Genomic DNA, 24790 nt, shown 5'->3' on the forward strand with positions numbered 1-24790 from the left:
CGGGAGGAGATAGGCAATGGGCGTTGAAGGCATCGGCGCGCGGGTGGCGCGCAAGGAAGACAAGCGCTTCCTGACCGGCAAGGGGCGTTATACGGACGACATGGTCGTGCCCGGCATGAAATATGCGGTTTTCGTGCGCAGCCCGCATGCGCATGCGACCATCAGGAGCATCGACGCGACGTCGGCCAAGGCGATGCCGGGCGTGATCGACGTGCTCGACGGCAAGCAACTGCTGGCGGATGGGATCGGCAATCTCATCTGCGGTTGGATGATCCACTCGAAGGACGGCTCACCGATGCGCATGGGCGCCTGGCGGCCGCTTGCCCACGAGACCGTGCGCTATGTCGGCGACGCGGTGGCGATCGTCGTCGCCGACAGTGTTGCGCAAGCCCGCGATGCGGCGGAAGCGGTGGTCGTGGATTACGAAACCCTGCCGGTCGTCACCGATACGCTCCAGGCTCTGGGCGAAGGCGAGCCGCAGATCCATCCGGAAGCGCCGGGCAATCTGATCTTTGATTGGGAGCTTGGCGACGCGGGCGCGACCGACCAGGCGATCGCTGCTGCGGCGCATGTCACGGAACTGAAGATCATCAACAACCGCCTGTCGCCGAATGCGATGGAGCCGCGCGCGACACTCGGTATCTATGATGCCGGCGACGACCATTTCACCTGCTATACCACCAGCCAGAACCCGCATCTTGCCCGGCTGGTGATGAGCGCCTTCTACAATGTCGCGCCCGAGAACAAGCTCCGGGTGATCGCTCCGGACGTCGGCGGTGGCTTCGGCTCCAAGATTTTCATCTATCCGGAAGAGATCGTCTGTCTGTGGGCCTCGAAGCGTACCGGCGTGCCGGTGAAATGGACCGCGGACCGCACCGAGGCCTTCCTGACGGACGCGCACGGCCGCGATCATGTGTCGACGGTGAAGATGGCATTCGACAGCAGCAATCGGATCACCGCGCTGAAGGTCGATACCATCGCCAATCTCGGCGCGTATATGTCTCTCTTCTCCTCCTGCGTGCCGACCTATCTCTATGCGACGCTCCTCTCCGGGCAGTATGCGATCCCGGCGATCCATGCCAATGTCCGCACCGTCTATACCAATACGGCGCCGGTCGACGCCTATCGCGGCGCCGGGCGGCCGGAGGCCACATACCTGCTGGAGCGCACGATCGAGACGGCCGCGCGCGAGCTCGGCGTTTCCCCTGCGGAACTCAGGCGCATCAACTTCATCCGCACCTTCCCCCATCAGACGCCGGTGATCATGAACTACGATGCGGGCGATTACGAAGCGTCGCTCAAGGGGGCGATGGAGGCGGCCGACTGGGACGGTTTCGCCGCGCGCAAGGCGGAAGCCGAGCGGCGGGGAATGAAGCGCGGCATCGGCATGAGCTGCTATATCGAAGCCTGCGGACTGGCGCCTTCCGCCGCCGTCGGCTCGCTCGGCGCCGGCGTCGGCCTGTGGGAATCGGCCGAAGTCAGGGTCAACGCGGTCGGCACGATCGAGGTGATGACCGGCTCGCACAGCCACGGCCAGGGACACGAAACGACCTTCGCCCAGGTGGTTGCGGAGCGTTTCGGCGTACCGATCGACAGCGTCAATATCGTCCATGGCGATACCGACAAGGTGCAGATGGGCATGGGAACCTATGGTTCCCGCTCCGGTGCCGTCGGAATGTCGGCCGTCTTCAAGGCGCTCGACAAGGTCGAGGCCAAGGCCAAAAGGATTGCGGCCCATCTGATGGAGGCGGACGAGAGCGACATCGTCATCGAGGACGGCGCGCTCAAGGTGGCCGGCACCGACAGGTCGGTCCCTTGGTCGCAGGTGGCGCTTGCTTCCTATACGGCCCATAACCTGCCGCCCGGCATGGAGCCGGGCCTCAAGGAGGGCGCCTTCTACGATCCCAGCAACTTCACCTTCCCGGCGGGTTGCTATATCTGCGAAGTGGAGGTGGATCCGGAAACCGGCCAGACGAAGATCGTGCAGTTCGTCGCGGCGGACGATTTCGGAAATATCATCAACCCGCTGATCGTCGAGGGCCAGGTGCATGGCGGGCTGGCGCAGGGCATAGGCCAGGCGCTGCTCGAAGGGGTGCATTACGACCAGAGCGGGCAGCTGCTGACGGCGAGCTACATGGACTACGCCATGCCGCGCGCCGACGACCTGCCTTCGTTCACGGTGACGACCTCGAACACGCCCTGCCCGAGCAACCCGCTCGGCGTCAAGGGCTGCGGCGAGGCGGGGGCGATCGGCTCGCCGCCGGCGCTGATCAACGCCATCACGGACGCGATCGGCACCAACGAGCTCACCATGCCGGCGACCTCGCAAAAGGTCTGGGCGGCGGTGCATAGCGCGCATTGATCGGGAGGACTTGAGATGTATGAGACCAACTATCATCGGGCCTCCTCGGTCGAAGAGGCAGCGAAGCTGATGGGGACCGCCGCGGAGGGAAAATATCTCTCCGGCGGCATGACGCTCATCCCGACGATGAAGCAGCGGCTCGCCGCCCCGAGCGACCTTGTCGATCTCAGGCACATTGCCGAGATGAAGGGGATCACCGTCGACGGCCGGTCGGTCAGGATCGGCGCGGCGACGACGCATGAGGAGGTCGCGACCTCCGCCGCGCTTGCCGCGGTCTGTCCGGCCATTTGCGGGCTTGCCAGCCACATAGGTGATCCGCATGTCCGCCACATGGGTACGATCGGCGGCTCCATCGCCAACAACGATCCGGCGGCGGACTATCCGGCCGCGATGCTGGCGCTCGATGCGGTGATCGTCACCGACAGGCGCGAGGTCAAGGCTGAAGACTTCTTCACCGGTCTCTTCGAAACGGCGCTCGAAGACGGTGAGATCGTGACGGCCGTCCGCTTCGAAGCGCCGGCGAAAGCGGCCTATCGGAAGTTCCCCAATCCGGCATCGCGCTATGCGATGACCGGCGTCTTCGTCGTCCGTCGTGACGATGGCGCAGTGCGCGTTGGCGTGACCGGAGCCGGGTCGGACGGCGTCTTCCGCCATCCGGACCTCGAGGCGGCGCTTGCCGCCAACTGGTCGCCGGGTGCCGTCGACAATGTGAAGGTGGACGATTCGAACCTGCTTTCCGATATTCATGCAAGCGCTGCCTATCGCGCCAATCTCGTCAAGGTGATGACGAAACGCGCCGTGGCGGCCGCCTGACGGACCAACTTTGGTATCGAAAAGGGCGGCAGCGGCCGCCCTTTTTCCGCAATTGCTTGACTTCGATCGATGTTCGGGAGAATGAAGTTTTGCTAGCCATTTTGGAATGGTTCAAAACTGGACTTTCGGACTCCGTGTCGAGGTCGAGTCTGATTACCGCGGAAAGGTTTGAAAATGTGTCGTCATTTTCCATCGCCTTTCCCGCTTGCCAGGCACGACACGCGCCGCGCAGAATAACCGGGGTCTGGGGGCCGAGAGGCCTTTTGCCGCAGCCCGCGCGTCGGAGCCTGTCCGGGGTTGACCACTGATCGCTTTGTAGGAAGAAAGGCGACAGGGCACTGGAGATGATGATGGATTTCGAGAGTTTCTTCAAAAACGAGCTGGATGGGCTGCATCAGGAAGGCCGTTACCGGGTTTTCGCCGATCTCGCTCGCCATCGCGGCAGCTTCCCCAAGGCGACGCGCTACACGGCCGATGGCGCCCAGGAAGTGACCGTATGGTGCTCGAACGACTATCTCGGCATGGGCCAGTGTCCCATCGTCACCGAGGCGATGAAGAGCGCGATCGATGAATGCGGCGCCGGCGCCGGCGGCACCCGCAACATCTCCGGCACCAACCATTACCATGTGCTGCTCGAGCGCGAGCTCGCCGACCTGCACGGCAAGGAATCGGCTCTTCTGTTCACCTCCGGTTACGTTTCGAACTGGGCCGCGCTCGGGACGCTCTGTTCCAAAATTCCCGGCGTTATCGTCTTTTCGGATGCCGGCAACCACGCTTCGATGATCGAGGGCATCCGCCACTCGAAATGCGAGCGGGTCATCTTCAAGCACAATTCGGTGGCGGACCTCGAGGCTAAGCTTGCAGCCGCCGACCCGCGCGCGCCTAAAATCATTGCCTTCGAATCCGTTTATTCGATGGATGGCGACATCGCGCCGATCGAGGCATTCTGCGATCTCGCCGACAAATACGGCGCGATGACCTATCTTGACGAAGTTCATGCGGTCGGCATGTACGGCCCGCGCGGCGGCGGCATTGCCGAGCGCGAGGGGCTGATGCACCGGCTGACGGTCATCGAAGGCACGCTCGGCAAGGCCTTCGGCGTCATGGGCGGCTACATCACCGGATCGGCGGCGCTTTGCGACTTCATCCGCTCCTTCGCTTCCGGTTTCATCTTCACCACGGCGCTGCCGCCGGCGCTCGCCGCCGGGGCGCTCGCCTCCATTCGCCACCTGAAGGAAAGCCAGGTCGAACGCTTCGCGCATCAGGAGCGCGTGCGCCGGCTTCGTTCGCTGCTCGACCAGCGCGGTATTCCGCATATGGTCAATCCGAGCCATATCGTGCCGGTCATCGTTGGCGACGCCGCCAAGTGCAAGTGGATATCCGACCTGCTGCTCGACAATTTCGGCATCTACGTCCAGCCGATCAATTACCCGACCGTGCCGAAGAAGACCGAGCGCCTGCGCATCACGCCGACCCCCCTGCATTCTGACGCCGATATCGACCATCTGGTCGGCGCGCTGCATTCGCTCTGGTCGCGTTGTGCGCTGGCGAGGGCCGTGGCGTAAGCTCCGGCGAGCTCTGGCGGGGAGAGGGACTTCCTCGCCCGAACCTCTGTTTCGTAGCAGCGCTCGTGTGGTGCAAGGCGCTGCCACTTGTCCCCTTCGCCCCGCCTACGGGCCAGCAGGCTGGATGAGGGCGGATTCACCCCCAACAACTCTCTACCGGATCATCTCGGCAGCCGCCCGCCGCGCTTTTTCATCCGCGGCAAAGACGTCGTCCATGTTCGCCGCAGCCGGCAGGCCGGCAAGCGCGTCCATCACTCTCTCGACGATTTCCGCCATGGCCAGGAAGCCGACGCGGCCTTTGATGAACGCCTCGAGTGCGGTCTCCTTGGCGCCGTTCAGCACGGCACCCTGGACGCCGCCTTCCTCCATGGCGCGGCGCGCGAGCCTCAGCGCCGGGAAGCGGACTTCGTCCGGGGCTTCGAAATCGAGCCGGGCGAGCCTGGCGAAGTCCAGGCGCTCGACCGGCAGACGGCAGCGCTCGGGGTAGGAAAGCGCATAGCCGATGGCCGTGCGCATGTCGGGGCAGCCGAGCTGGGCGAGGACGGACCCGTCCGTATAGCCGACCATCGAGTGGATCACGGATTGCGGGTGGACGATCACCTCGATCTGGTCCGGCCTCAGGCGGAAGAGGTGGCGCGCCTCGATCATCTCGAGCGCCTTGTTGAACATGGAGGCGCTGTCGATCGAGATCTTGAGGCCCATGGACCAGTTCGGATGGGCGCGGGCCGTATCCGCCGTCACATGCCGCATTTCGTCGAGGGTGCTGGTGCGGAACGGACCGCCGGAGGCGGTAAGCACGATGCGCTCGACGGCATGGCGCTGGTCGTTCTCCAGCACCTGGAAGATCGCATTGTGCTCGCTGTCGACCGGCAGCAGCCGTCCGCCGCCCGCGCTGACGGCTTCGATGAAAAGGCTGCCGGCGGAAACGAGGCATTCCTTGTTGGCGAGTGCGATGTCGGCGCCGCGGCGGGCGGCGGCAAGTGTCGGGCCAAGACCGGCATTGCCGACGATCGCCGCCATAACCCAGCCTGCGTCCCGTTCGGCCGCCTCGATCAGGCCGCTGCGCCCGGCGGCGACGTCGATACCGCTGCCGCTCAGCGCCTCCCTGAGTTCGCCGTAGCGATGCTCGTCGGCGGTGACTGCGAGCTCCGCGCCGACGCGGCGGGCCTGCTCCGCAAGCAACGGGATGTTGCCGTTGCCGGTCAGCGCGGCGATGGCGAATCGATCGCGCCCGCCGAGCCGTTCGACCACGTCGAGCGTATTGGTCCCGATCGATCCGGTGGAACCCAGTATCGTCAGACGGCGCTTGAAATCATCGCCGGATGCCATGCCAAAATCCCGTATTCTTCTCGTTCTAATGATTTTACTAGGCTCTACAGCCGAATACTGCCGGCAACAAGGGTGAAGTCATCGCCCTTCTCCAAGAGGCAGCGCTCGGGTAAGAATCGTTAACACCGTCGAACGATGATTTGTCTGAGGAGTTTTCGATGCTGCAAGCCCTGACCGCCGCATCTTGCGCCTGCGTGCTGATCGAGCTTGCCTCCATGCAGACGGTGGCTGCCGAAAAGGTGCCGGAGGCGCTCGTCGGCTCGTGGCTTGCCGAGGACATAGGCGGCCGGGGCGTGATCGATGATCTTCAGACGACGCTCGAGATTCGTGAGGACGGCACCTATGGCGGCATGGCCGGCTGCAATCACTTCACCGGAACGTTCGGCCTCTCCGGCGCGACGATCACCTTCGGGCCGGCTGCCGCCACCCGCAAGATGTGCGTACCGGCGGTCATGGACCAGGAGCGGAAGTTCTTCGAAGCGCTGAAGACGGAGCTTACCTGGCGAATAGAGGGAACCAAGCTCTTTCTCGGCGGGCGAAACGAGAAGAGCGTGCTGCAGCTAACCTCGATGCAGTCGCGGAACGGCAACCGGGCAGAACTGACGATCGAAATTCCCGACGTCGGCACAGTCGACCGGCGGACGGTTCTCTATGCCTGCGGCGACAAGACGATCGAGGTCGAATACATCGACGCCGGGTCCGCGTCGCTCGCGACCTTCACTATCGAGGGCACGTTCATCGTGGCATCGAACGTGATTTCCGGATCGGGAGCCAGATATGCCGGCGGCCGATATGTCTGGTGGACGAAGGATGGCGAGGCGACGCTTTTCGATACGATGAAGGGCGAGGAGGACCCGGGGATAGCGTGCAAGGAAGTAGAATAGCGGGGCCGCTCGACACAGGCTGGACGGGATTGTACGTCTGAACCATGCTGAGATGGAGGCCGGATAGAAGGGGAGAACGATCCGGAGGGATCGGGCAACGGCGAAGGCCTTCAGGGGGCAGGGCTTCGGAGCAGCCGCTACCGCCGGCTGGTCGGGCTTGCCTGAACTGCGCTCTCGTACCCTGTTCTACAGCACGGATCGAGAAAATCACGCATCGCAGCGCATTGCCGCCCGCCTCGGCCTTCGGCTTCGAGGAGCAAGCTTGAGGGTAGACTAGAGCCTTTCTCGGAATCGCGGAAACTCTCTAACCCCTTGTTTTCCGCAATGCCGGGCGGAAAACCGCTCAGCACGGGAACATGCGGAACTCACGCGCTGCTGTTTGTGTCGCTACCTTCGTCCAATTCATGGAATTGGATAAAGCCATATTGCTCCAGCCACTCGCGAAGGATGAGGCGGATTATTTCGTCCCGGGTCATCTGGAGTTCTTCGCAGGCCAGAGCGAGGGCCAACTCAACGTCATCCGCGAAGATCATCGCTTCACCTGCATAGTACAACCACGAGATAGAAGGGTCTCACAGCACCGGTTGCAGTCAAGGATTACGGAGCGTGCTCAATGGGATAAGCCAAAATGGGCTAAGACTATCGCCCATTTCATATCGGACTTAAGTCTCAAAGGAACGCACCGCGCGTCGGATACGCGCGGTGCTCGAACTTTCATCCGCTTCGATCAGGCGAAGAGAAAATCGGCGCTGCTGAAGTGGGAGGCGGCGAGGGTATTCGTCGGATCGTCGACATGGATCGACAGCGCATTGCCCGTCGAATCGTAGCCTTTCAACATCACGTCTCCGCTGGCGTCATCATACGCGAAAATCGTACCGGCCGTGCCGGAGCTCGAATATTGCTTGATTCCGAGGTTCTCCAGGACAAGCAGATCGGTGCCGTCCTGAAAGTCCATCACGGAGTCCCGTCCGACGAGCGAACCCGCGCCCTTGAAGACGAAGCGGTCGGCATCGGCGCCACCCCACAGGATGTCGCTTCCCGCGTCGCCAAGAAGGGTATCTCTGCCCGCGTCGCCGCGAAGCGTGTCGTTTCCGTCTCCGGCAATGACAAGGTCGTTGCCGAGGCCGCCAGCAAGCACGTCGTCGCCAGCTTCGCCCGTCAGGATATCGTCTCCGGCATCCCCGAATGCCCGATCGTTGCCGGCGCCTGCGGCAATCCGATCGTTACCGTTGCCGCCGTGGGCTTCGTCGATGCCGCCCTCGGAGTCGAGCACGTCATTCCCGTCACCGCCATCGAGGTAGTTGTTCCCGTCGCCGCCATCGACGATGTCGTCGCCGATGCCGCCATAGACCCGGTCGTTTCCGGATTGGCCCTTCAGGGCGTCGTTGCCCTCTTCGCCGTAGATCGTATCGTTGCCGGCACCACCACCGACCGCCTGCTGCGTCAGCTTGCCCGTCGCGGGATCAATGCGGTTGTTGAAGCCGTCGTTTCCAGAGCCGGCATAGATGATGTCGTCTCCCACTCCGCCGTCGATGTATTCCTCGCCGGCGCCCCCATAGATCTGGTCGTTGCCGGCGTCTCCGAGGATATGGTCATGGCCATCGCCGCCGTTGATGATGTCATTGCCGTCTTCGCCGGAAAAGATATCGTTGCCGAGCCCGCCGATCAGCGTGTCGGCGCCCGCGCCGCCGTCGAAGCTGTCATTGCCGTCGCCGCCTTCCGCGTAGTCATCGCCCGCTCCGGCCTTGAAAAAGTCGTTGCCAAGCCCGCCATAGAGCAAGTCGTTGCCAAGCCCGCCGTCGAGATAGTCGTCACCGGCATTACCCCAAATGGAATCACTGCCATCATAGCCGCGGATCGTGTCCGCAAGATTCGTACCCATGAGCTTGTTGGCGACGTTGGTTCCATTGATGTTCATTCGTTTACTCCCTGCTGTTTTGACGGCGGGGGTGGTGAAGTTCGAATGAGGCGTAACGGTGACACGCCTTACGCCGGAATTGCGCGCGTGGAACAAGCTGTTGTTTACGCGAAAGGAAAAGGGCGGCAGTTGTGTGGATAACGTTTTTTCCCGCCTCCTCGGAGAGCTTTCAGCTACCGGGAAGTTCGGGAGCAAGCGCAAGCCCTGTCCCTTTAACGAGTGCCGAAAGGCTTGGCCGATTACGGATTAATGCTTCGCAAGCGTAACGGTCATAAGGCTCTTTCCAGCCCCGCCGTAACCTGACTTAAAGGCGGCAGAAGGCAACAGCCGCGGCAGGACGTAAGACCAGACCGTCAGGTAAGTGTGCGGGAGAAGTAAGCTAGCCGGCCTTCTTCAGCCCGGCGGCCTTTCTAAGGTCGTCATTCATTCGGCTCTGCCAGCCTTTGCCGGTCGCCTTGTAATGCTCGATAATGTCCGGATCCAAGCGGATGGATAGCTGCTGCCTGGGCTTCTCGATGGCTGGCCGGCCCCTGGCACGCTTGATGCTCTCGGCGAGGTCGGGAAAAGCCTCGGCGAAGGGCTTGGCTTGCCTAAGCTGCTCGTCGGTAGCCTCGGGAGCATCCGGGTCGCTGGCTATCTTGCGCTGAATTTCTGCCTCCTCCTTGTCGGAGATATGGCGAATACGGCGGGATGGGTTCGTCATAGTAAGCTCCTTTCCTTCCGGCTGGCGTCACGCATGGAGATAATCGAAATACCTTCCGAGCCAAGGCGGGCGAAGACCACGGCAATCACGCCATTGCGCAGGACGCCGATTGCCATGAAGCGGCCTTCCTTGGCCGGGACCACTACGGACGAAGAGAAGAACTCCATGTCGAGCTCGGCGAAATCATAGGCGTGCTTGCCGATGTTGGTCTGGCGCTTGGTTTCGTCGTACGTGATCTTCATGCATTTTTTGTATCACGTTTAATTCCGAATGCAAAAATAAAAGTGATACGGAAAATGTGATACGGAAAAGCGAGGCTTTTGGATGACCGACGAAACCCGAAATAACGGCTTCCATCCTGCCGAAGGACCGCAACGTCAACATCAATATGGAAAACTGAGGGATGACCGGCTTATCATGTCGCATGGAGTCGCCAGCAAGAGGTTGGTAATGCTTGGAAATCAAGGGAGATCGTTGCGAGGCCGTGCGACACGGCTTTAAGCGGACCTCTCTGCGGCCGCATCAGCTAAGTTCGTGAATTTATTGATACGAAGATGGTGATCCCGGCGCGATTCGAACGCGCGACCCCCAGATTAGGAATCTGGTGCTCTATCCTGCTGAGCTACGGGACCACTCGGAATAGACCCATACAAAAGCGAGGCTCTTTCGCCAAGTGTTTTTCGGCGATCGCAGCCGATTTGCAGGCGCTCCCGAAGATCGGGAGCATATCCCGAAGAATTTGGGCCGGGTGGGCTCAAAATCATGAACGTGATCGATTCAAGTCGTTTGAGCGGGACGCGGGCGGCAAACCGCACACAGTTTTCCTCATCCCACTAGCGTCCCCGATACGGTGGATGCTAAGCAAGGCCCGCGGCGCCGGAGGAGAGGCTGCCGCTTCCTCGCCAACGATCTTTATCCCAAAGACCAGATATATGTTTATCGGAATTGACTGGGGCGGCACGAAAATGGAGGTCATCGCGCTCGATCGCGACGGCGAGACGCGTGCCCGCAATCGTGTCCCGACACCCACCAGCGGCTATGAGGATTGTGTCCGTGCCGTCGTAGAGCTCGTCGCCTCGGCCGAAAGCACCGCCGGCGAGCGCGGCTCGATCGGCATCGGCATACCTGGAAGTCCCAATCCGCGCACCGGCATCGTGCGCAATTCCAATGCGGTGCTCATCAACGGCAAGCCGCTCGGGCGGGATCTTGCGGCTGCGCTCGGACGTGAGGTGCGCCTGGCCAACGACGCCAATTGCCTTGCGGTCTCCGAAGCCGTCGACGGGGCGGGCAAGGACGCGGGCGTCGTCTTCGGCGTGATCGTGGGTACGGGCCATGGCGGGGGTCTGGCGATCGGCAAGAAGGTTCACGCCGGCTTTCAGGGCGTCGCGGCCGAGATCGGCCATTATCCGCTGCCCTGGATGACGAAGGACGAATATCCGGGGCACAGGTGCTGGTGCGGCAAGCTCGGTTGTCTCGACATGTATGCCTGCGGCACCGGGCTGGAACTCGACTACCGCATGACGACCGGGACGGACCGGCGCGGGCGGGACATCATCGAGGCGAAGCGCGCGGGCGATCCGGTGGCAATCGGTGTCTACGAGCGCTTCGTCGACCGGCTGGCCCGCAGCCTCGCGCTGTTGACCAACATCGTCGATCCCGACGTCTTCGTGCTCGGCGGCGGCATGTCCAATGTCGACGAGATTTACGGCGAGTTGCCGGCATCGATCACCAGATATCTCTTCGGCGACAGTTTCGAGACGCCGATCCGCAAGGCGGTGCACGGCGACAGTTCCGGCGTGCGCGGCGCCGCATGGCTTTGGAAGGATTAATCGCCAAGCGGGGGAATTTTGCAGGATCGCGCATCGCACTCGTCCAGTTCGACCACTGACCAAGCGGAGGCATTATGAACATAGACAATGATCTGCGCCGGATTGCGCTGCAGGAGCAGCAATTGCAGTTCGACCGCTTCGATCTCGATACGGCCTGGAAGCTGGGCGCAACGCTTCGCCGGATGGCCGCGGAACGCAAGCTCGGCTGCGTCATCGACATCACGCTCTTCTCCATGCAGGTCTTCTATGCGGCTCTCGATGGGGCGACGCCGGACAATCCGAACTGGGTGCGCCGCAAGCGCAACACGGTGTTCCGCCTGTTCAAGAGCAGCTACGCCACCGGGCTCAGCCTTCTCAAGCAGCAAACGAATTTGCAGGCGAAGCTCGGCCTGCCGGACGCCGAGTTTGCCGCCCATGGCGGCAGCTTCCCGATCGTCGTCAAGGGAACGGGCTGCATCGCCGCCGTCACCGTTTCCGGCCTGCCGCAGCGGGAGGACCATAATCTCGTGGTCGAGGCGCTGGCGGAACTTCTCGGCGCGGATCATGACGCGCTGAAGCTGGAAAGCTGACGGAAAGCGGATGGGCATGGATATTCATCTCCAGGCAGGCGAACTCGCGGGCTGGCTGAACGATGCTGCCTTGCCGCTCTGGCGGCAGAAAGGCTTCGACGGGGAGGGCGGCGGCTTCGTCGAGACGATCGACATGAAAGGCGAACCGACGCGGGCCGACCGCCGCTCCCGCGTGCAGCCCCGGCAGGTCTACTGCTTCGCCGCGGCCGGCCGGCGTGGCTGGAATGGAGACTGGCGCACCGCCGCCGAAGGCGGCCTTCTTTATTTCGATCGCGTCTACGGACAGCCTGGCGGCTTTTACGGGGCGCTGGCGAATGCCGACGGCAAGCTCATCGACGCTTCCTTCGACCTCTACAACCAGGCTTTCGCCTTGCTTGCCTTCGCCCATCTGGCGGAAGTCCTGCCGGAGCGCGGAGCCGAGATGGTGGGGCGCAGCGACAAACTCCGGCGGCGGCTCGAAGCCCGTTGCAAGCATCCGCTCGCCGGCTTCGAGGAGGACGAGCCGCCGCGCCTGCCGCTCGGCTCCAATCCGCACATGCATCTCTTCGAAGCCTGCCTCGCAAGCGAGGAGGCGGAAGGATTCGACCGCGTCGCCTGGACCAATCTCGCCGACGAGATTGCGCATCTGGCCATGGACCGGTTCATCGACGCCGGGAGCGGGGCGCTGCGCGAATTCTTCGATCACGACTGGGCGCCGTTCCCCGGCGAAAAGGGCCGTATCGTCGAGCCGGGGCATCATTTCGAATGGGCATGGCTGCTCCTGCGCTGGGCGGAACGGCGCGGCAATGCGCAGGCGATCGTCGAGGCCCGGCGGCTTTTCGATATCGGCGAGAAATATGGAACATGCCGCGAGCGGGACGTGATCGTCATGACGCTCCTCGACGATTTCTCCGTTGCCGATCCAACAGCGCGGCTTTGGCCGCAGACGGAGTGGCTGAAGGCGGCGATCCGATTTGCGGCGTTGACCGAAGGTGCGGAGAAAGAGCGCTATCTCGCTTCGGCTGGACGCGCCATGGGGGCGCTGCAGCGCTTTCTGGACGTGCCTGTCCGCGGCCTCTGGCGCGACAAGCAGAAGGCGAATGGCACCTTTGTCGAAGAACCGGCGCCAGCAAGCACCTTCTATCATATTCTTTGCGCGATCTATGAAGTGGAAGATTGCCTCAAGCGGATGTGACCGGCGGAAGACCGCACACGCTTCTCCTCATCCCGCTCTCTTATCGGCCCCCGCACCCGCGGCGGGCCGCTTTTTATTCACCCATCTGCAATTGTGACCATCACGTATGTTGACATAAAGATATCTTTATGTGAGTAAATCGATAATTCTTTGTCGTTTTCAGAACGGGAGATCTCCCATGTCCGCCGCCGACGCCCTCTTTGGAAACGTCTCGCCCAAGCCGGATGGTTCGGAAATTTTCCGGCAGCTCGCCCGGGCGGCGGCTGAACGCATCCTCATCATGGATGGCGCCATGGGAACGGAGATCCAGCAGCTCGGTTTCGTGGAGGATCACTTCCGCGGCGAACGCTTCGGTGGGTGCGCCTGCCATCAGCAGGGCAACAACGACCTCCTGACGCTCACTCAGCCGAAGGCGATCGAGGACATTCATTACCACTACGCCATCGCCGGCGCTGATATCCTCGAAACCAACACCTTCTCCTCGACGCGGATCGCCCAGGCCGATTACGGCATGGAGGACACGGTCTACGATCTCAATCGCGACGGCGCGCGGCTGGCGCGGCGGGCGGCGAAGCGGGCCGAGGCGGAGGATGGCCGGCGGCGCTTCGTGGCAGGCGCGCTCGGCCCCACCAACCGCACTGCGTCTATCTCGCCGGACGTCAATAATCCCGGCTATCGGGCCGTCAGCTTCGACGATCTGAGGCTCGCCTATGCCGAGCAGGTGCGGGGCCTCATCGACGGCGGTGCCGACATCATCCTGATCGAGACGATCTTCGATACGCTGAATGCCAAGGCGGCGATCTTCGCCACGCAGGAAGTCTTTGCCGAAAAGGGGGTCCGCCTGCCGGTGATGATCTCCGGAACGATCACCGATCTCTCCGGCCGTACCCTCTCAGGCCAGACGCCCACGGCCTTCTGGTATTCGGTGCGCCATGCGGAGCCGTTTACGATCGGACTCAACTGCGCGCTCGGCGCCAATGCGATGCGGGCCCATATAGACGAGCTCTCGGCGGTCGCCGACACGCTCGTCTGCGCCTATCCGAATGCGGGCCTGCCGAACGAGTTCGGCCGCTATGATGAAAGTCCCGAGCAGATGGCGGTGCAGGTCGAGGGCTTCGCCCGCGATGGTCTCGTCAACATCGTCGGCGGCTGCTGCGGTTCCACGCCGGCCCATATCCGCGCCATCGCTGAAGCGGTCGCCAAATATCCACCGCGCCGGGTGCCCGAGATCGATCGCCGCATGCGGCTTTCCGGCCTCGAACCCTTCACGCTTACCGACGAGATCCCCTTCGTCAACGTCGGAGAACGCACCAACGTCACCGGCTCGGCGAAGTTCCGCAAGCTGATCACGGCCGGGGACTACGCCACCGCACTCGATGTGGCGCACGATCAGGTGGCGAACGGCGCCCAGATCATCGACGTCAACATGGACGAAGGCCTGATCGATTCGAAGCGCGCGATGGTCGAGTTCCTGAACCTCGTCGCCTCCGAGCCGGATATCGCCCGCGTACCGGTGATGATCGACTCGTCCAAATGGGAGGTGATCGAAGCCGGGCTCAAATGCGTTCAGGGCAAGGCGCTGGTGAATTCCATCTCGCTCAAGGAAGGCGAGGAGGCTTTCCTGCACCATGCGCGCCTCGTGCGCGCCTATGGCGCCGCTGTGGTGGTGATGGCGTTCGACGAGAAAGGCCAGGCCGATACGAAGACCCGCAAGGTGGAAATCTGCCGGCGGGCCTATCGCCTGCTGACGCAAGAGGTTGGCTTCCCCCGGAGGACATCATCTTCGACCCGAATATCTTCGCGGTCGCGACCGGCATCGAGGAGCATAACAATTACGGCGTCGACTTCATCGAGGCGACGCAAGAGATCATCGCGGCACTGCCGCATGTCCACGTCTCCGGCGGCGTGTCGAACCTCTCCTTCTCCTTCCGCGGCAACGAGCCGGTGCGCGAGGCGATGCACGCCATCTTCCTTTATCACGCGATCCAGGCCGGCATGGACATGGGCATCGTCAATGCCGGACAGCTTGCCGTCTATGACGCGATCGACCCGGAGCTGCGCGAAGCCTGCGAGGACGTGGTGCTCAACCGCCGGGCCGATTCGACCGAGCGCCTCCTGGAGATCGCCGAGCGCTATCGCGGGAAGGGCGGGAGCCAGGGCAAGGAGAGGGACCTTGCCTGGCGCGAATGGCCGGTGGAGAAGCGGCTCGAACATGCGCTCGTCAACGGAATCACCGATTTCATCGAAGCCGATACGGAAGAAGCCAGGCTTGCCGCCGAGCGGCCGCTGCATGTCATCGAGGGGCCGCTGATGGCCGGGATGAACGTCGTCGGCGATCTCTTCGGCTCCGGCAAGATGTTCCTGCCGCAGGTGGTCAAGTCCGCCCGGGTGATGAAGCAGGCCGTTGCGGTGCTGCTCCCCCATATGGAGGAAGAGAAGCGCGCCAATGGCGGCGGCGAGGCGCGCGAGAGTGCCGGCAAGATCCTGATGGCGACCGTCAAGGGCGACGTGCACGACATTGGCAAGAACATTGTCGGCGTCGTGCTCGCCTGCAACAATTACGAGATTATCGACCTCGGCGTCATGGTGCCCTCGGCTAAGATCCTCGAAGTCGCGCGCGAGCAGAAGGTCGACATCGTCGGTCTTTCCGGCCTCATCACCCCGTCGCTGGACGAGATGGCGCATGTCGCTTCCGAGCTCGAACGGGAGGGCTTCGATGTCCCGCTGCTGATCGGCGGGGCGACGACCAGCCGCGTGCACACGGCGGTGAAGATCAATCCGCGTTACATCCTCGGCCAGACGGTCTATGTCACCGATGCCAGCCGCGCGGTCGGCGTTGTGTCGAGCCTGCTTTCGCCGGAAGTCCGCGACTCCTATAAGCAGACGGTCCGCGCGGAGTATCTGAAGGTTGCCGACGCACATGCCCGCAACGAAGCCGAGAAGCGCCGTCTGCCGCTTTCGCAGGCGCGGGCGAATGCCCTTCGGATCGACTGGGACGCCTACCAGCCGAAGGTGCCGTCCTTCCTCGGCACGCGTATTTTCGAGGGCTGGGACCTCGCCGAGCTGGCCCGCTATATCGACTGGACGCCGTTCTTCCAGACCTGGGAGTTGAAGGGGGTGTTCCCGAAGATTCTCGATGACGAACGCCAGGGGGCTGCCGCTCGCCAGCTCTTCGAGGATGCGCAGGCGATGGTCGAAAAGATCGTGGCCGAGGCATGGTTCGCCCCGAAGGCCGTGATCGGCTTCTGGCCGGCCGCCAGCATGGGCGACGACGTCCGCCTCTTTACCGACGAGGTGCGCGAAGCCGAGCTTGCCACCTTCTTCACGCTCCGCCAGCAAATGGTGAAGCGTGACGGCCGGCCGAATGTCGCCCTTGCCGACTTCGTCGCACCGGCGGCGAGCGGCAAGCGGGACTATGTCGGCGGTTTCGTGGTGACGGCCGGCATCGAGGAGGTGGCGATCGCCGAACGCTTCGAGCGGGCGAACGACGACTATTCCTCGATCATGGTCAAGGCGCTTGCGGACCGCTTCGCAGAGGCCTTCGCCGAGCGCATGCATGAATATGTCCGCAAGGAGCTTTGGGGCTATGCTCCGGACGAAGCCTTCACGCCGCAGGAACTGATCGCCGAACCCTATGCGGGCATCCGCCCTGCGCCCGGCTACCCTGCGCAGCCCGACCACACGGAGAAGGAGACGCTTTTCCGGCTCCTGGATGCGGAAGCCGCTATCGGCGTCAGGCTCACCGAAAGTTTTGCGATGTGGCCGGGTTCTTCGGTATCGGGCCTCTATGTCGGCCACCCCGATTCCTATTACTTCGGTGTCGCAAAGATCGAGCGCGATCAGGTGGAGGACTATGCCGATCGCAAGCGCATGAGCGTCCGCGATGTCGAGCGCTGGTTGTCGCCTATCCTCAATTACGTGCCGATGCCGGAGACGGAAGCGGCGGAGTAGGCCGCAGAATTCATCCGTCCGGGCGTGCGTCGTTTTCAGGTGTTGGCTAGAGCATTTCAAGGTTTCATGGAAACGCTGAAATGCCCAACCATTTAATCCAACGCACTTCGGGACGGAAAACCGTTACACACTTTTCCTGGAAGTGCTCTAGCGCCCCCCTGCCAGGATCATCTGAGCCGCCTTCTCGGCGATCATGATCGTCGGAGAATTGGTGTTGCCGGAGGTGATCGTCGGCATGATCGAGGCATCGGCGATGCGCAGGCCGGCAATGCCGCGCAGCCGCAACTCGGGATCCACGACGCTATCGGGGTCGCCACCCATGCGGCAGGTACCGACGGGATGGAAGATCGTCGTGCCGATGTCGCCTGCCGCGCGTTTCAGCTCCTCGTCCGTCTCGCAGTTCGACCCGGGCTTGAACTCGACGGGATTGTAGCGGGCGAAGGCGGGCTGCGCGACGATGCGGCGGGTGAGCCGGATCGACTTCACGGCCACGTCCCGGTCGGCCTCGGCCGTCAGGTAGCGCGGGCGGATGTCCGGCGCCGCGGCGAAATCCGGCCCTTTCAGATGTACGGAACCGCGGCTTTCCGGCCGCAGATTGCAGACGCTCGCGGTGATGGCGGGAAAGGGGTGTACCGGCTCGCCGAATTTTTCGAGCGTCACCGGTTGTACGTGATACTGCAGGTCCGGCGTTTCCTTCTCCGGGCCCGATCGCGTGAAGATACCGAGCTGGCTCGGCGCCATGGCCATCGGGCCGGAGCGGCGGACAAGGTATTCGAGGCCGATCGCGGCCTTGCCGAAAAGTGAAGTCGCCTTTTCATTGAGCGTCGGAACGCCGGTCACCTTGTAGGCGAGACGCAATTGCAGATGGTCCTGCAGGTTTTCGCCGACACCGGGCAGCTCGTGGCGGACCTCGATGCCGTTTTCGCGCAGCACGTCGGGCCGGCCGATTCCGGAGAGTTCGAGGATATGCGGCGAGCCGATCGCCCCGGCCGAAAGCACGGTTTCGCGGCGCGCCCGGGCGCTTTTCGTGATTCCGTCATGCTGGAACTCGACGCCGGCGATGCGGCCGTCTTCGAGAATGAGCCGGCGGACATGGGCTTTCGTCAGGATCGTAAGGTTCCGCCGGTTCCTGGCAGGTTTCAGGAAGGCCTTGGCCGTATTCCAGCGGATGCCAGACCGCTGGTTGACGTCGAAATAACCGGAGCCCTCGTTGTTTCCGCGGTTGAAATCGTCGGTCTCCGGAATGCCCGCTTCGGTCGCAGCCTTCTGGAAGGCGTCGAGCACCGCCCAACGGACTCGCGCTTTCTCGACCCGCCATTCGCCCCTTGCGCCGTGCATGTCGTCGGCGCCGCGATAATGGTCCTCGGATTTCCTGAAGAACGGCAGCACGTCGTTCCAACTCCAGCCGGGGCAGCCGAGCTGGCGCCAGAGGTCGTAATCTCGCGCCTGCCCGCGCATGTAGATCATGCCGTTGATCGAGGAGCAGCCGCCGAGCACCTTGCCGCGCGGGTAACCGAGAGACCGGCCGTTGAGTCCCTCCTCCGCCGCCGTGGTGAAGCACCAGTCGGTGCGCGGATTGTTGATGCAATAGAGATAGCCGACCGGAATGTGGATCCAGTGATAATTGTCGCTGCCGCCGGCCTCGAGCAACAGCACGCGGTGGTCCGGGTTTTCCGACAGGCGGTTGGCGAGCACGCAGCCGGCGCTGCCCGCTCCGACGATGATGAAGTCGAACGTGTCCATTGGTTTTCTCTATGTCGAGGCCCGACGTGGTTCGGACCGATGCATGGTCAATGCTTGTGTCGATGCTCGAAGCCGAGCCTGCGGCCAAGCCGGGAGTTGTAGAACTCGCCGACGATGCCGCGGCGGAACAGAAGCACGCAGACCATGAAGACGATGCCGGTTATGATCGTGACCGGAAATTCCGACGTCGCCAGATAGTTCTGCAGCGTCACGACGAGACCCGCGCCGAAGAGCGGCCCGATCAGCGTTCCGATGCCGCCGAGAAGCGTCATCAGGATGACCTCACCGGACATCTGCCAGCTGACGTCGGTCAGCGTCGCGAACTGGAAGACGAGTGCCTTCAGACCGCCGGCAAGCCCGGTAAGCGCCGCCGACATCACGAAGGCTGCGAGTTTGTAGTTCCTGACCGAGTAGCCGAGCGAGATCGCGCGCGTCTCGTTCTCGCGGATCGACTTCAGGATCATGCCGAAGGGCGAATTTATGATCCGCCAGATCATGGCGATGCCGATGACGAAGACGGCGAGCACGAAATAATACATGTTCGTCGGCTGCGAGAGATCGATGAACCCGAGGAGATGGCCGCGGGGCACCGACTGGATGCCGTCCTCGCCGCGGGTGAACCCGGCCTGGAGGCAGAAGAAATAGAACATCTGGGCCAGCGCCAGCGTGATCATGGCGAAGTAGATGCCCTGCCGGCGGATCGCGAAGAAACCGACGACCGCGCCGAGAAGTGCAGCGCCGACGACGCCGAGGAGGACGCCGAGTTCGGGCGGCACGCCCCATTCCTTGACCGCATGCGCGGTGAAGTAGGCCGCGCCGCCGAAGAAGGCGGCATGGCCGAAGGAGAGCAGCCCGGTATAGCCGAGCAGCAGATTGAAGGCGCAGGCAAAGAGCGCGAAGCACAGGATCTTCATGAGGAAGACGGGGTAGAAGAACAGGGGCGCAAGCAGCAGGCAGGCAAGGCCGACGCCGAGAAACACCGTCTGAACGATGGCCGGCGAGCGTTCCTTCTGCTTCGCGAGTTCGAGTGTCAGCGTCATATCAAGCATCCCGACCGAAGAGACCCGCGGGCCTCAGCAGGAGAACGATGGCCATGATCACGAAGATCACGATGTTGGAGGCCTCCGGATAGAAGACCTTGGTCAGTCCTTCGGCGATACCCAGCAGATAACCGGTGACGATCGCGCCCATTATCGAGCCCATGCCGCCGACGACGACCACTGCGAAGACGACGATGATGATGTTCGATCCCATCAGCGGCGAGACCTGGTAGATCGGCGCCGCGAGAACTCCGGCAATTGCGGCGAGCGCCGCGCCGAGCCCGTAGGTCAGCGTCAGCAGAAAGGGCACGTTGATGCCGAAGGATTGCACCAGGACCGGATTTTCCGTAGCGGCGCGCAGATAGGAGCCGAGCTTGGTCTTCTCGATCATGAGCCAGGTGCCGAGGCAGATCACCAGCGAAAAGACGATGACCCAGCCGCGATAGATAGGCAGGAACATGAAGCCGAGATTGGCCCCGCCCGTCAGCAGCGCCGGCGTCGCATAAGGCTGGCCGGACGCGCCGTAGAGATAGCGGAAGGTGCCTTCGATGGTGAGCGCCAGGCCGAAGGTGAAGAGAAGGCCGTAGAGCGGATCGAGCGTGTAGAGCCGTCTCAGCATCGTGCGCTCGATAACGGCGCCGATGAGGCCGACGAGAAGGGGCGCGAGAATGAGCGCCGGCCAATAGCCGATGCCGAAATAGGAGAGCAGCAGCCAGGCCATGAAGGCGCCGAGCATATACTGCGCGCCGTGGGCGAAGTTGATGACGCGCAGGAGCCCGAAGATGATGGCGAGGCCGAGGCTCAGGAGCGCATAGAAGGAGCCGTTGATGAGCCCGATCAGCAGCTGCCCGAGGAAGGCCTGGAGTGGAATTCCGAAAATCATCGTCATGGCCTACACCCCGAGCACATCATGCAGCATGTCCATGCGCGCGGAAAGCTCCGAAACCGGAAACTCGCCGGCCACACGCCCATGGTCCATCAGGTAGAAGCGGTCCGCGACCTTGCTCGCGAAACGGAAGTTCTGTTCCACCAGGAGAACGGTGATGCCGCGTTCCTTCAGCTTCTTCAGGACCTCGCCGATGCGCTGCACGATCACCGGAGCAAGCCCCTCGGTCGGCTCGTCGAGCAGCATCATCCGGACTCCGGTCCGCAGGATGCGGGCGATCGCCAGCATCTGCTGCTCGCCGCCGGAAAGCTTGGTCCCGGCGCTGTTGCGGCGCTCGTGCAGATTGGGAAAAAGCTCGAAAATCTCGTCGATCGTCATGCCGCCTCTCGCGACCGCCGGCGGCAGCAGGAGATTTTCGTAGACGGTAAGCGTCGAGAAGATGCCGCGCTCCTCGGGGACGAATCCCAGGCCGCGATGGGCGACGCGGTGGAGAGGCACGTGTATCAGATCCTCGCCGGCGAAGCTGATTTCACCTCTGCGCTCGCGCACGATCCCCATGATCGCGCGCAGGGTCGTCGTCTTGCCGACGCCGTTGCGGCCGAGCAGCGTGACCATTTCGCCTTCGCCGACGGTCATGTCGACGCCATGCAGGACGTGGCTTTCGCCGTACCACGCGTTAAGGCCGGCCACCTTGAGAAGCGGTTTCATCTGGAGGCCTCCTCCGTGCCCATATAGGCTGTGCGGACGCGCGGATCCTCCGAGACCGTCGCATAGTCGCCTTCCGCGAGGATCTCGCCGCGCTGCAGGACGGTGACGTGATGGCAGAGCGTCGCGACGACCGAGAGATTGTGCTCGACCATCAGCACTGCGCGCTCGCGCGCCACTTCGCGGATGATCTCGGCGACCATGCCGACATCCTCGTGCCCCATGCCGGCCATGGGCTCGTCGAGGAGCAGAACCTTCGGCTCGAGCGCCAGCGTCGTGGCGATTTCGAGTACGCGCTTGCGACCGTAGGAGAGGTCCGCGGCGAGGGCGTTCGCCTCCTTGTCGAGACCGACGGAACGGATCAGCTGCTCGGCCTTGCCGTTGAGAGTGTCGAGCGACGACAAGGATTTCCAGAACTGCGTCGCAAGGCGGTTCGGCCGTTGCAGCGCGACGCGGACATTGTCGAGCACGGTCAGGTGTGGGAACACCGCCGAGATCTGGAACGAGCGTACCAGACCCATGCGGGCGACCTTGTCGGGCGCGGTCCTGGTGATGTCCTCGCCGAGCAGGGTGATCGTGCCATGGCTCGGCTGCAGGAACTTCGTCAGGAGATTGAAGACGGTGGTCTTGCCGGCCCCGTTCGGGCCGATCAGCGCATGCACGCGGGCATGATGGATATCGAGGTCGACGTCCTTGACGGCGGTGAAGCCGCCGAAGTCGCGGCGGAGCCCGCGGGCGGACAGTACCACCCGCGGCGCTCGATTCTCCAAAGGCATGGCGACGGTCATCGTCTTGCCGGTCAGGACTTCACGAGCTCGCAGCCGCTCTGGGCCGGGTCGATGAAGGCTTCCTTGCCGGGAATGGTCGCGAGAACCTTGAAGTAGTCCCAGGGCTCCTTGCTCTCGTCCGGCTTCTTGACCTCGAGAAGATACATGTCGTGGATCATCCGCCCGTTCGGCGCGACCGTCCCGTTCTTCGCAAAGACGTCGTCGACCGGAAGAGCGTGCAGCTCTTTGGCGACAGCTTCCGTCTCGTCGGTTCCGGCCTTCTCGATCGCTTTCAGATATTGCAGTACGGCCGAGTAGGTGCCGGCATGAACCATATTAGGCATTTTGCCGGTGCGCTCCATGAAGCGCTTGCCGAACTTGGCGCTCTCCTCGTCGCGGTTCCAGTAGAAGCCTTCGGTGAGCGTCAGCCCCTGCGCCGCATCGAGGCCGAGACCGTGGACCTCGGCCAGCGTAAAGAGCAGGGCCGCCAGGCGTTGCCCGCCCTGGACGATGCCGAACTCGGCCGCCTGCTTGATGGTGTTCGAGGTGTCGAGACCGGCATTGGCAAGACCGATCACCTTGGCTCCCGAGGACTGGGCCTGCAGCAGGAAGGAGGAAAAATCGGTGGTGGCAAGCGGATGGCGGACGGCTCCGACGACGGTGCCGCCGTTCTCCTTGACATAGTTGCCGGTGTTCTCTTCCAGCGAATAGCCGAAGGCATAATCGGCGGTCAGGAAGAACCAGCTGTCGCCGCCCTGCTTGACCAGCGCGCCGCCGGTGCCGACCGCGAGCGAGTGGGTGTCATAGGCCCAATGGAAGCCGTAGGGGCTGCACTGCTTGCCGGTGAGCTCCGTCGTTGCGGCCCCGGTGACGATGTCGATCTTCTTCTTTTCTTTCGAGATCGCCTGCACGGCAAGCGCAACGGAGGAGGTGGTCAGCTCCATGATGCTGTCGACCTGCTCGGTGTCGTACCATTGCCGCGCAATGTTGGAGGCGATATCGGGCTTGTTCTGATGGTCGGCGGTCACCACCTCGACCGGGACGCCGAGCACTTTGCCGCCAAAGTCTTCGACGGCCATCAGTGCCGCCTCGTAGGAGGATTTGCCGCCGAAATCGGCATAGACGCCGGATTGGTCGTTGAGAATGCCGATCTTGACCTTGCCGTCGGATGCGTCGGCAAGGGCGGCGGTGCTGCCGGCGAGCACCATTGCGAGCGTGGCGATCAGTTTCTTGTGCATTTGTCCTCCTCCCAAAGGTTCTATGTTCTAAAGGGCGATGCGAAGCCGCCGTGCGGATACACATAGGGCTCAGCCGTGTCCTTTCGAGACCTCGGCCGCCTCCCCACATCGCTCTGTTCAAATTTGACCAGACATGCTCCTCAAATGTCGGCCGCGATGTTTACCATCCAGAAAATTCTGCTTGGAAGCAAGTCGGTCGACCCGTAAATTGCAAACAGCATCTGTTCATTTTTGAACAGAAGGGGAGGGACATGAATCCGAATTTTACCTGGGACGATCTGCAGTTCTTCCTCGCGGTCGCGCGAACGGGCCAGCTCTCGACGGCAGCGCGACGCCTGCGGACGAGCCACGCGACCGTCTCGCGCCGCATCGACCGGCTGGAATTCGCACTCAAGGTCAAGCTCTTCGAGCGCAACCCCCGCGGCTACGTGCTGACGACCATGGGCCAACGCTTCGTCGAAACGGCCGAGCGCATGGAGCGGGAGACGGAGCAACTGCAGCTCGACATCAGCGACGGCATGACGGCGCAACGCGGTGTCGTACGGCTGAGCACGCTCGAGGGTTTCGGCAACTTCTTCCTCGCGGACCGGCTTGGGGAGTTCGCCGAGCGCTATCCGAACATCTCGCTCGAGCTCGTGGCGATCCAACAGATCATGTCGTTGTCGCGCAAGGAGGCCGATATCGCGGTGGCGCTTGCCGCACCGAAAGCCGGAGCTTACCATGCCGAAGTGCTGACGCCCTATACGCTGCATGTCTATGGGGCACGCAGCTATCTCGCCGGTCAGCCGCCGATCCGCACACGCAGCGATCTCGGCTCCCACCGCTTCGTCGGTTATATTGACGACATGATCTTCACGCCGGGGCTCGATTATCTGGGCGAGATACAGCCGGGGCTGCGCGCCCATTTTCAAAGCTCGAGCATCCTCACCCAGTTGAAGGCGGTGCGCCAGGGATTAGGTCTTTGCGTGCTCCCGCACTTCATGGCGCAGGACGAACCCAACCTCGAGATTGTGTTGCCGGATGAAATCGAGCTGAAACGGACCTATTGGCTGATTTGCCACCGCGATCTGATCGCGATACCCCGGGTGAGGGCCGTACGGGATTTCCTGGTGGATGCCGCGGCCGAAAACCGAGGCTGCTTCCTGCGTGAGACGGCGCTCGCATCGACCGGTCCACGACGGGTTCTTGAACGTCAATAGCTCGTTAACCATATAGGCGAGGCAAACGCAGGGCCTTTCCGGATGCGAGGGTCCCAAAATGGATGCCCCGCCTGCCGGTTTCCGGCCCGGTTCGCAGACGCAGGAATAAACACTC

At 62.8% G+C, this 24790-nt stretch carries 19 protein-coding genes, 1 tRNA gene and 1 pseudogene; 9 read left to right on the plus strand and 12 right to left on the minus strand.

The annotated features are described in order from the left end of the window. Positions 1 to 16 precede the first annotated feature (16 nt). The 3 genes from N0Q91_RS19485 to hemA all read left to right on the plus strand — a co-directional run bounded on the left by N0Q91_RS19485 (position 17) and on the right by hemA (position 4740). Complete coding sequence (locus N0Q91_RS19485; protein WP_275597245.1) at positions 17 to 2362, plus strand: xanthine dehydrogenase family protein molybdopterin-binding subunit; 2346 nt, start codon at positions 17 to 19, stop codon at positions 2360 to 2362. Between the two features lie 15 nt (positions 2363 to 2377). Next, the gene (locus N0Q91_RS19490; RefSeq protein WP_018097239.1) at positions 2378 to 3175 is read left to right on the plus strand and encodes an FAD binding domain-containing protein; all 798 of its coding nucleotides are present in this window, start codon (positions 2378 to 2380) and stop codon (positions 3173 to 3175) included. A 350-nt stretch (positions 3176 to 3525) separates the two neighbouring features. Further along, the gene (gene hemA / locus N0Q91_RS19495; protein WP_275597246.1) at positions 3526 to 4740 is read left to right on the plus strand and encodes a 5-aminolevulinate synthase; all 1215 of its coding nucleotides are present in this window, start codon (positions 3526 to 3528) and stop codon (positions 4738 to 4740) included. Positions 4741 to 4893: 153 nt separating this feature from the next. Here hemA and dxr read toward each other — a convergent pair whose 3' ends face one another. Continuing rightward, positions 4894 to 6069 carry a 1-deoxy-D-xylulose-5-phosphate reductoisomerase gene (gene dxr / locus N0Q91_RS19500; RefSeq protein ID WP_275597247.1) on the minus strand — a complete coding sequence of 392 codons (1176 nt, stop codon included), beginning with the start codon at positions 6067 to 6069 and terminating at the stop codon, positions 4894 to 4896. A 158-nt stretch (positions 6070 to 6227) separates the two neighbouring features. On the opposite strand from dxr, the gene N0Q91_RS19505 reads away from it, so the two are divergent. Then, the gene (locus N0Q91_RS19505) at positions 6228 to 6953 is read left to right on the plus strand and encodes an META domain-containing protein (protein WP_275597248.1); all 726 of its coding nucleotides are present in this window, start codon (positions 6228 to 6230) and stop codon (positions 6951 to 6953) included. A gap of 365 nt (positions 6954 to 7318) precedes the next feature. On the opposite strand, the gene N0Q91_RS19510 is transcribed toward N0Q91_RS19505, so the two are convergent. From N0Q91_RS19510 to N0Q91_RS19530, 5 genes are all read right to left on the minus strand, one after another. Further along, positions 7319 to 7486 carry a hypothetical protein gene (locus N0Q91_RS19510; protein ID WP_018097235.1) on the minus strand — a complete coding sequence of 56 codons (168 nt, stop codon included), beginning with the start codon at positions 7484 to 7486 and terminating at the stop codon, positions 7319 to 7321. Between the two features lie 194 nt (positions 7487 to 7680). Continuing rightward, positions 7681 to 8871 carry a calcium-binding protein gene (locus N0Q91_RS19515; RefSeq protein ID WP_275597249.1) on the minus strand — a complete coding sequence of 397 codons (1191 nt, stop codon included), beginning with the start codon at positions 8869 to 8871 and terminating at the stop codon, positions 7681 to 7683. A 379-nt stretch (positions 8872 to 9250) separates the two neighbouring features. Beyond that, positions 9251 to 9574, minus strand: coding sequence for a BrnA antitoxin family protein (locus N0Q91_RS19520; RefSeq protein WP_275597250.1), 324 nt, complete (start codon positions 9572 to 9574; stop codon positions 9251 to 9253). Further along, positions 9571 to 9816, minus strand: coding sequence for a BrnT family toxin (locus tag N0Q91_RS19525; RefSeq protein WP_018099710.1), 246 nt, complete (start codon positions 9814 to 9816; stop codon positions 9571 to 9573). Before N0Q91_RS19525 ends, N0Q91_RS19520 begins: the two co-directional genes overlap by 4 nt. A gap of 313 nt (positions 9817 to 10129) precedes the next feature. Beyond that, a tRNA-Arg gene (locus N0Q91_RS19530) sits at positions 10130 to 10206 on the minus strand. A gap of 300 nt (positions 10207 to 10506) precedes the next feature. On the opposite strand from N0Q91_RS19530, the gene N0Q91_RS19535 reads away from it, so the two are divergent. From N0Q91_RS19535 to metH, 4 genes and pseudogenes are all read left to right on the plus strand, one after another. After that, the gene (locus N0Q91_RS19535) at positions 10507 to 11403 is read left to right on the plus strand and encodes an ROK family protein (protein ID WP_275597251.1); all 897 of its coding nucleotides are present in this window, start codon (positions 10507 to 10509) and stop codon (positions 11401 to 11403) included. 74 nt (positions 11404 to 11477) lie between these two features. Continuing rightward, a complete protein-coding gene (locus N0Q91_RS19540) occupies positions 11478 to 11972 on the plus strand; it encodes a heme-degrading domain-containing protein (protein ID WP_275597252.1) in 495 nt (164 codons plus the stop codon). A 10-nt stretch (positions 11973 to 11982) separates the two neighbouring features. After that, on the plus strand, positions 11983 to 13146 hold the full coding sequence (pmi, locus tag N0Q91_RS19545) for a mannose-6-phosphate isomerase Pmi (protein ID WP_275597253.1): 1164 nt from the start codon (positions 11983 to 11985) through the stop codon (positions 13144 to 13146). A 178-nt stretch (positions 13147 to 13324) separates the two neighbouring features. Next, a pseudogene (gene metH, locus N0Q91_RS19550) lies at positions 13325 to 17097 on the plus strand (methionine synthase). Positions 17098 to 17244: 147 nt separating this feature from the next. On the opposite strand, the gene N0Q91_RS19555 reads toward metH, so the two are convergent. The 6 genes from N0Q91_RS19555 to N0Q91_RS19580 are packed head-to-tail and all read right to left on the minus strand — an operon-like array spanning position 17245 to position 23476. Further along, positions 17245 to 18840: a GMC family oxidoreductase gene (locus N0Q91_RS19555; protein WP_275597254.1), complete on the minus strand. Its 1596-nt coding sequence runs from the start codon at positions 18838 to 18840 to the stop codon at positions 17245 to 17247. Positions 18841 to 18887: 47 nt separating this feature from the next. Beyond that, complete coding sequence (locus tag N0Q91_RS19560) at positions 18888 to 19880, minus strand: branched-chain amino acid ABC transporter permease (protein ID WP_086017539.1); 993 nt, start codon at positions 19878 to 19880, stop codon at positions 18888 to 18890. A gap of 1 nt (position 19881) precedes the next feature. Next, on the minus strand, positions 19882 to 20769 hold the full coding sequence (locus N0Q91_RS19565; protein ID WP_018099717.1) for a branched-chain amino acid ABC transporter permease: 888 nt from the start codon (positions 20767 to 20769) through the stop codon (positions 19882 to 19884). Positions 20770 to 20772: 3 nt separating this feature from the next. Beyond that, a complete protein-coding gene (locus N0Q91_RS19570) occupies positions 20773 to 21474 on the minus strand; it encodes an ABC transporter ATP-binding protein (RefSeq protein ID WP_275597255.1) in 702 nt (233 codons plus the stop codon). Next, positions 21471 to 22259 carry an ABC transporter ATP-binding protein gene (locus tag N0Q91_RS19575; protein WP_275597256.1) on the minus strand — a complete coding sequence of 263 codons (789 nt, stop codon included), beginning with the start codon at positions 22257 to 22259 and terminating at the stop codon, positions 21471 to 21473. The genes N0Q91_RS19570 and N0Q91_RS19575 overlap by 4 nt, the downstream gene beginning before the upstream one ends. A gap of 11 nt (positions 22260 to 22270) precedes the next feature. Then, positions 22271 to 23476, minus strand: a complete 1206-nt coding sequence (locus N0Q91_RS19580; protein WP_275597257.1) for a beta-hydroxybutyrate-binding protein — start codon at positions 23474 to 23476, stop codon at positions 22271 to 22273. A gap of 251 nt (positions 23477 to 23727) precedes the next feature. On the opposite strand from N0Q91_RS19580, the gene N0Q91_RS19585 reads away from it, so the two are divergent. After that, positions 23728 to 24675, plus strand: a complete 948-nt coding sequence (locus tag N0Q91_RS19585; RefSeq protein ID WP_275597258.1) for a LysR family transcriptional regulator — start codon at positions 23728 to 23730, stop codon at positions 24673 to 24675. Positions 24676 to 24790 lie beyond the last annotated feature (115 nt).

The sequence above is a fragment of the Sinorhizobium prairiense genome (genome assembly GCF_029201645.2).
Taxonomy (GTDB): domain Bacteria; phylum Pseudomonadota; class Alphaproteobacteria; order Rhizobiales; family Rhizobiaceae; genus Sinorhizobium; species Sinorhizobium meliloti_A.

Bases quoted from the DNA above. Each gene is read 5' to 3' on its own strand.
- N0Q91_RS19560 (WP_086017539.1), bottom strand. From the start codon at position 19,880: ATGACGCTGACACTCGAACTCGCGAAGCAGAAGGAACGCTCGCCGGCC.
- pmi (WP_275597253.1), top strand. From the start codon at position 11,983: ATGGGCATGGATATTCATCTCCAGGCAGGCGAACTCGCGGGCTGGCTG.
- N0Q91_RS19535 (WP_275597251.1), top strand. From the start codon at position 10,507: ATGTTTATCGGAATTGACTGGGGCGGCACGAAAATGGAGGTCATCGCG.
- N0Q91_RS19525 (WP_018099710.1), bottom strand. From the start codon at position 9,816: ATGAAGATCACGTACGACGAAACCAAGCGCCAGACCAACATCGGCAAG.
- N0Q91_RS19505 (WP_275597248.1), top strand. From the start codon at position 6,228: ATGCTGCAAGCCCTGACCGCCGCATCTTGCGCCTGCGTGCTGATCGAG.
- N0Q91_RS19575 (WP_275597256.1), bottom strand. From the start codon at position 22,259: ATGACCGTCGCCATGCCTTTGGAGAATCGAGCGCCGCGGGTGGTACTG.
- N0Q91_RS19490 (WP_018097239.1), top strand. From the start codon at position 2,378: ATGTATGAGACCAACTATCATCGGGCCTCCTCGGTCGAAGAGGCAGCG.
- N0Q91_RS19555 (WP_275597254.1), bottom strand. From the start codon at position 18,840: ATGGACACGTTCGACTTCATCATCGTCGGAGCGGGCAGCGCCGGCTGC.
- N0Q91_RS19540 (WP_275597252.1), top strand. From the start codon at position 11,478: ATGAACATAGACAATGATCTGCGCCGGATTGCGCTGCAGGAGCAGCAA.
- dxr (WP_275597247.1), bottom strand. From the start codon at position 6,069: ATGGCATCCGGCGATGATTTCAAGCGCCGTCTGACGATACTGGGTTCC.
- N0Q91_RS19565 (WP_018099717.1), bottom strand. From the start codon at position 20,769: ATGACGATGATTTTCGGAATTCCACTCCAGGCCTTCCTCGGGCAGCTG.
- hemA (WP_275597246.1), top strand. From the start codon at position 3,526: ATGGATTTCGAGAGTTTCTTCAAAAACGAGCTGGATGGGCTGCATCAG.
- N0Q91_RS19580 (WP_275597257.1), bottom strand. From the start codon at position 23,476: ATGCACAAGAAACTGATCGCCACGCTCGCAATGGTGCTCGCCGGCAGC.
- N0Q91_RS19485 (WP_275597245.1), top strand. From the start codon at position 17: ATGGGCGTTGAAGGCATCGGCGCGCGGGTGGCGCGCAAGGAAGACAAG.
- N0Q91_RS19570 (WP_275597255.1), bottom strand. From the start codon at position 21,474: ATGAAACCGCTTCTCAAGGTGGCCGGCCTTAACGCGTGGTACGGCGAA.
- N0Q91_RS19510 (WP_018097235.1), bottom strand. From the start codon at position 7,486: ATGATCTTCGCGGATGACGTTGAGTTGGCCCTCGCTCTGGCCTGCGAA.
- N0Q91_RS19520 (WP_275597250.1), bottom strand. From the start codon at position 9,574: ATGACGAACCCATCCCGCCGTATTCGCCATATCTCCGACAAGGAGGAG.
- N0Q91_RS19585 (WP_275597258.1), top strand. From the start codon at position 23,728: ATGAATCCGAATTTTACCTGGGACGATCTGCAGTTCTTCCTCGCGGTC.
- N0Q91_RS19515 (WP_275597249.1), bottom strand. From the start codon at position 8,871: ATGAACATCAATGGAACCAACGTCGCCAACAAGCTCATGGGTACGAAT.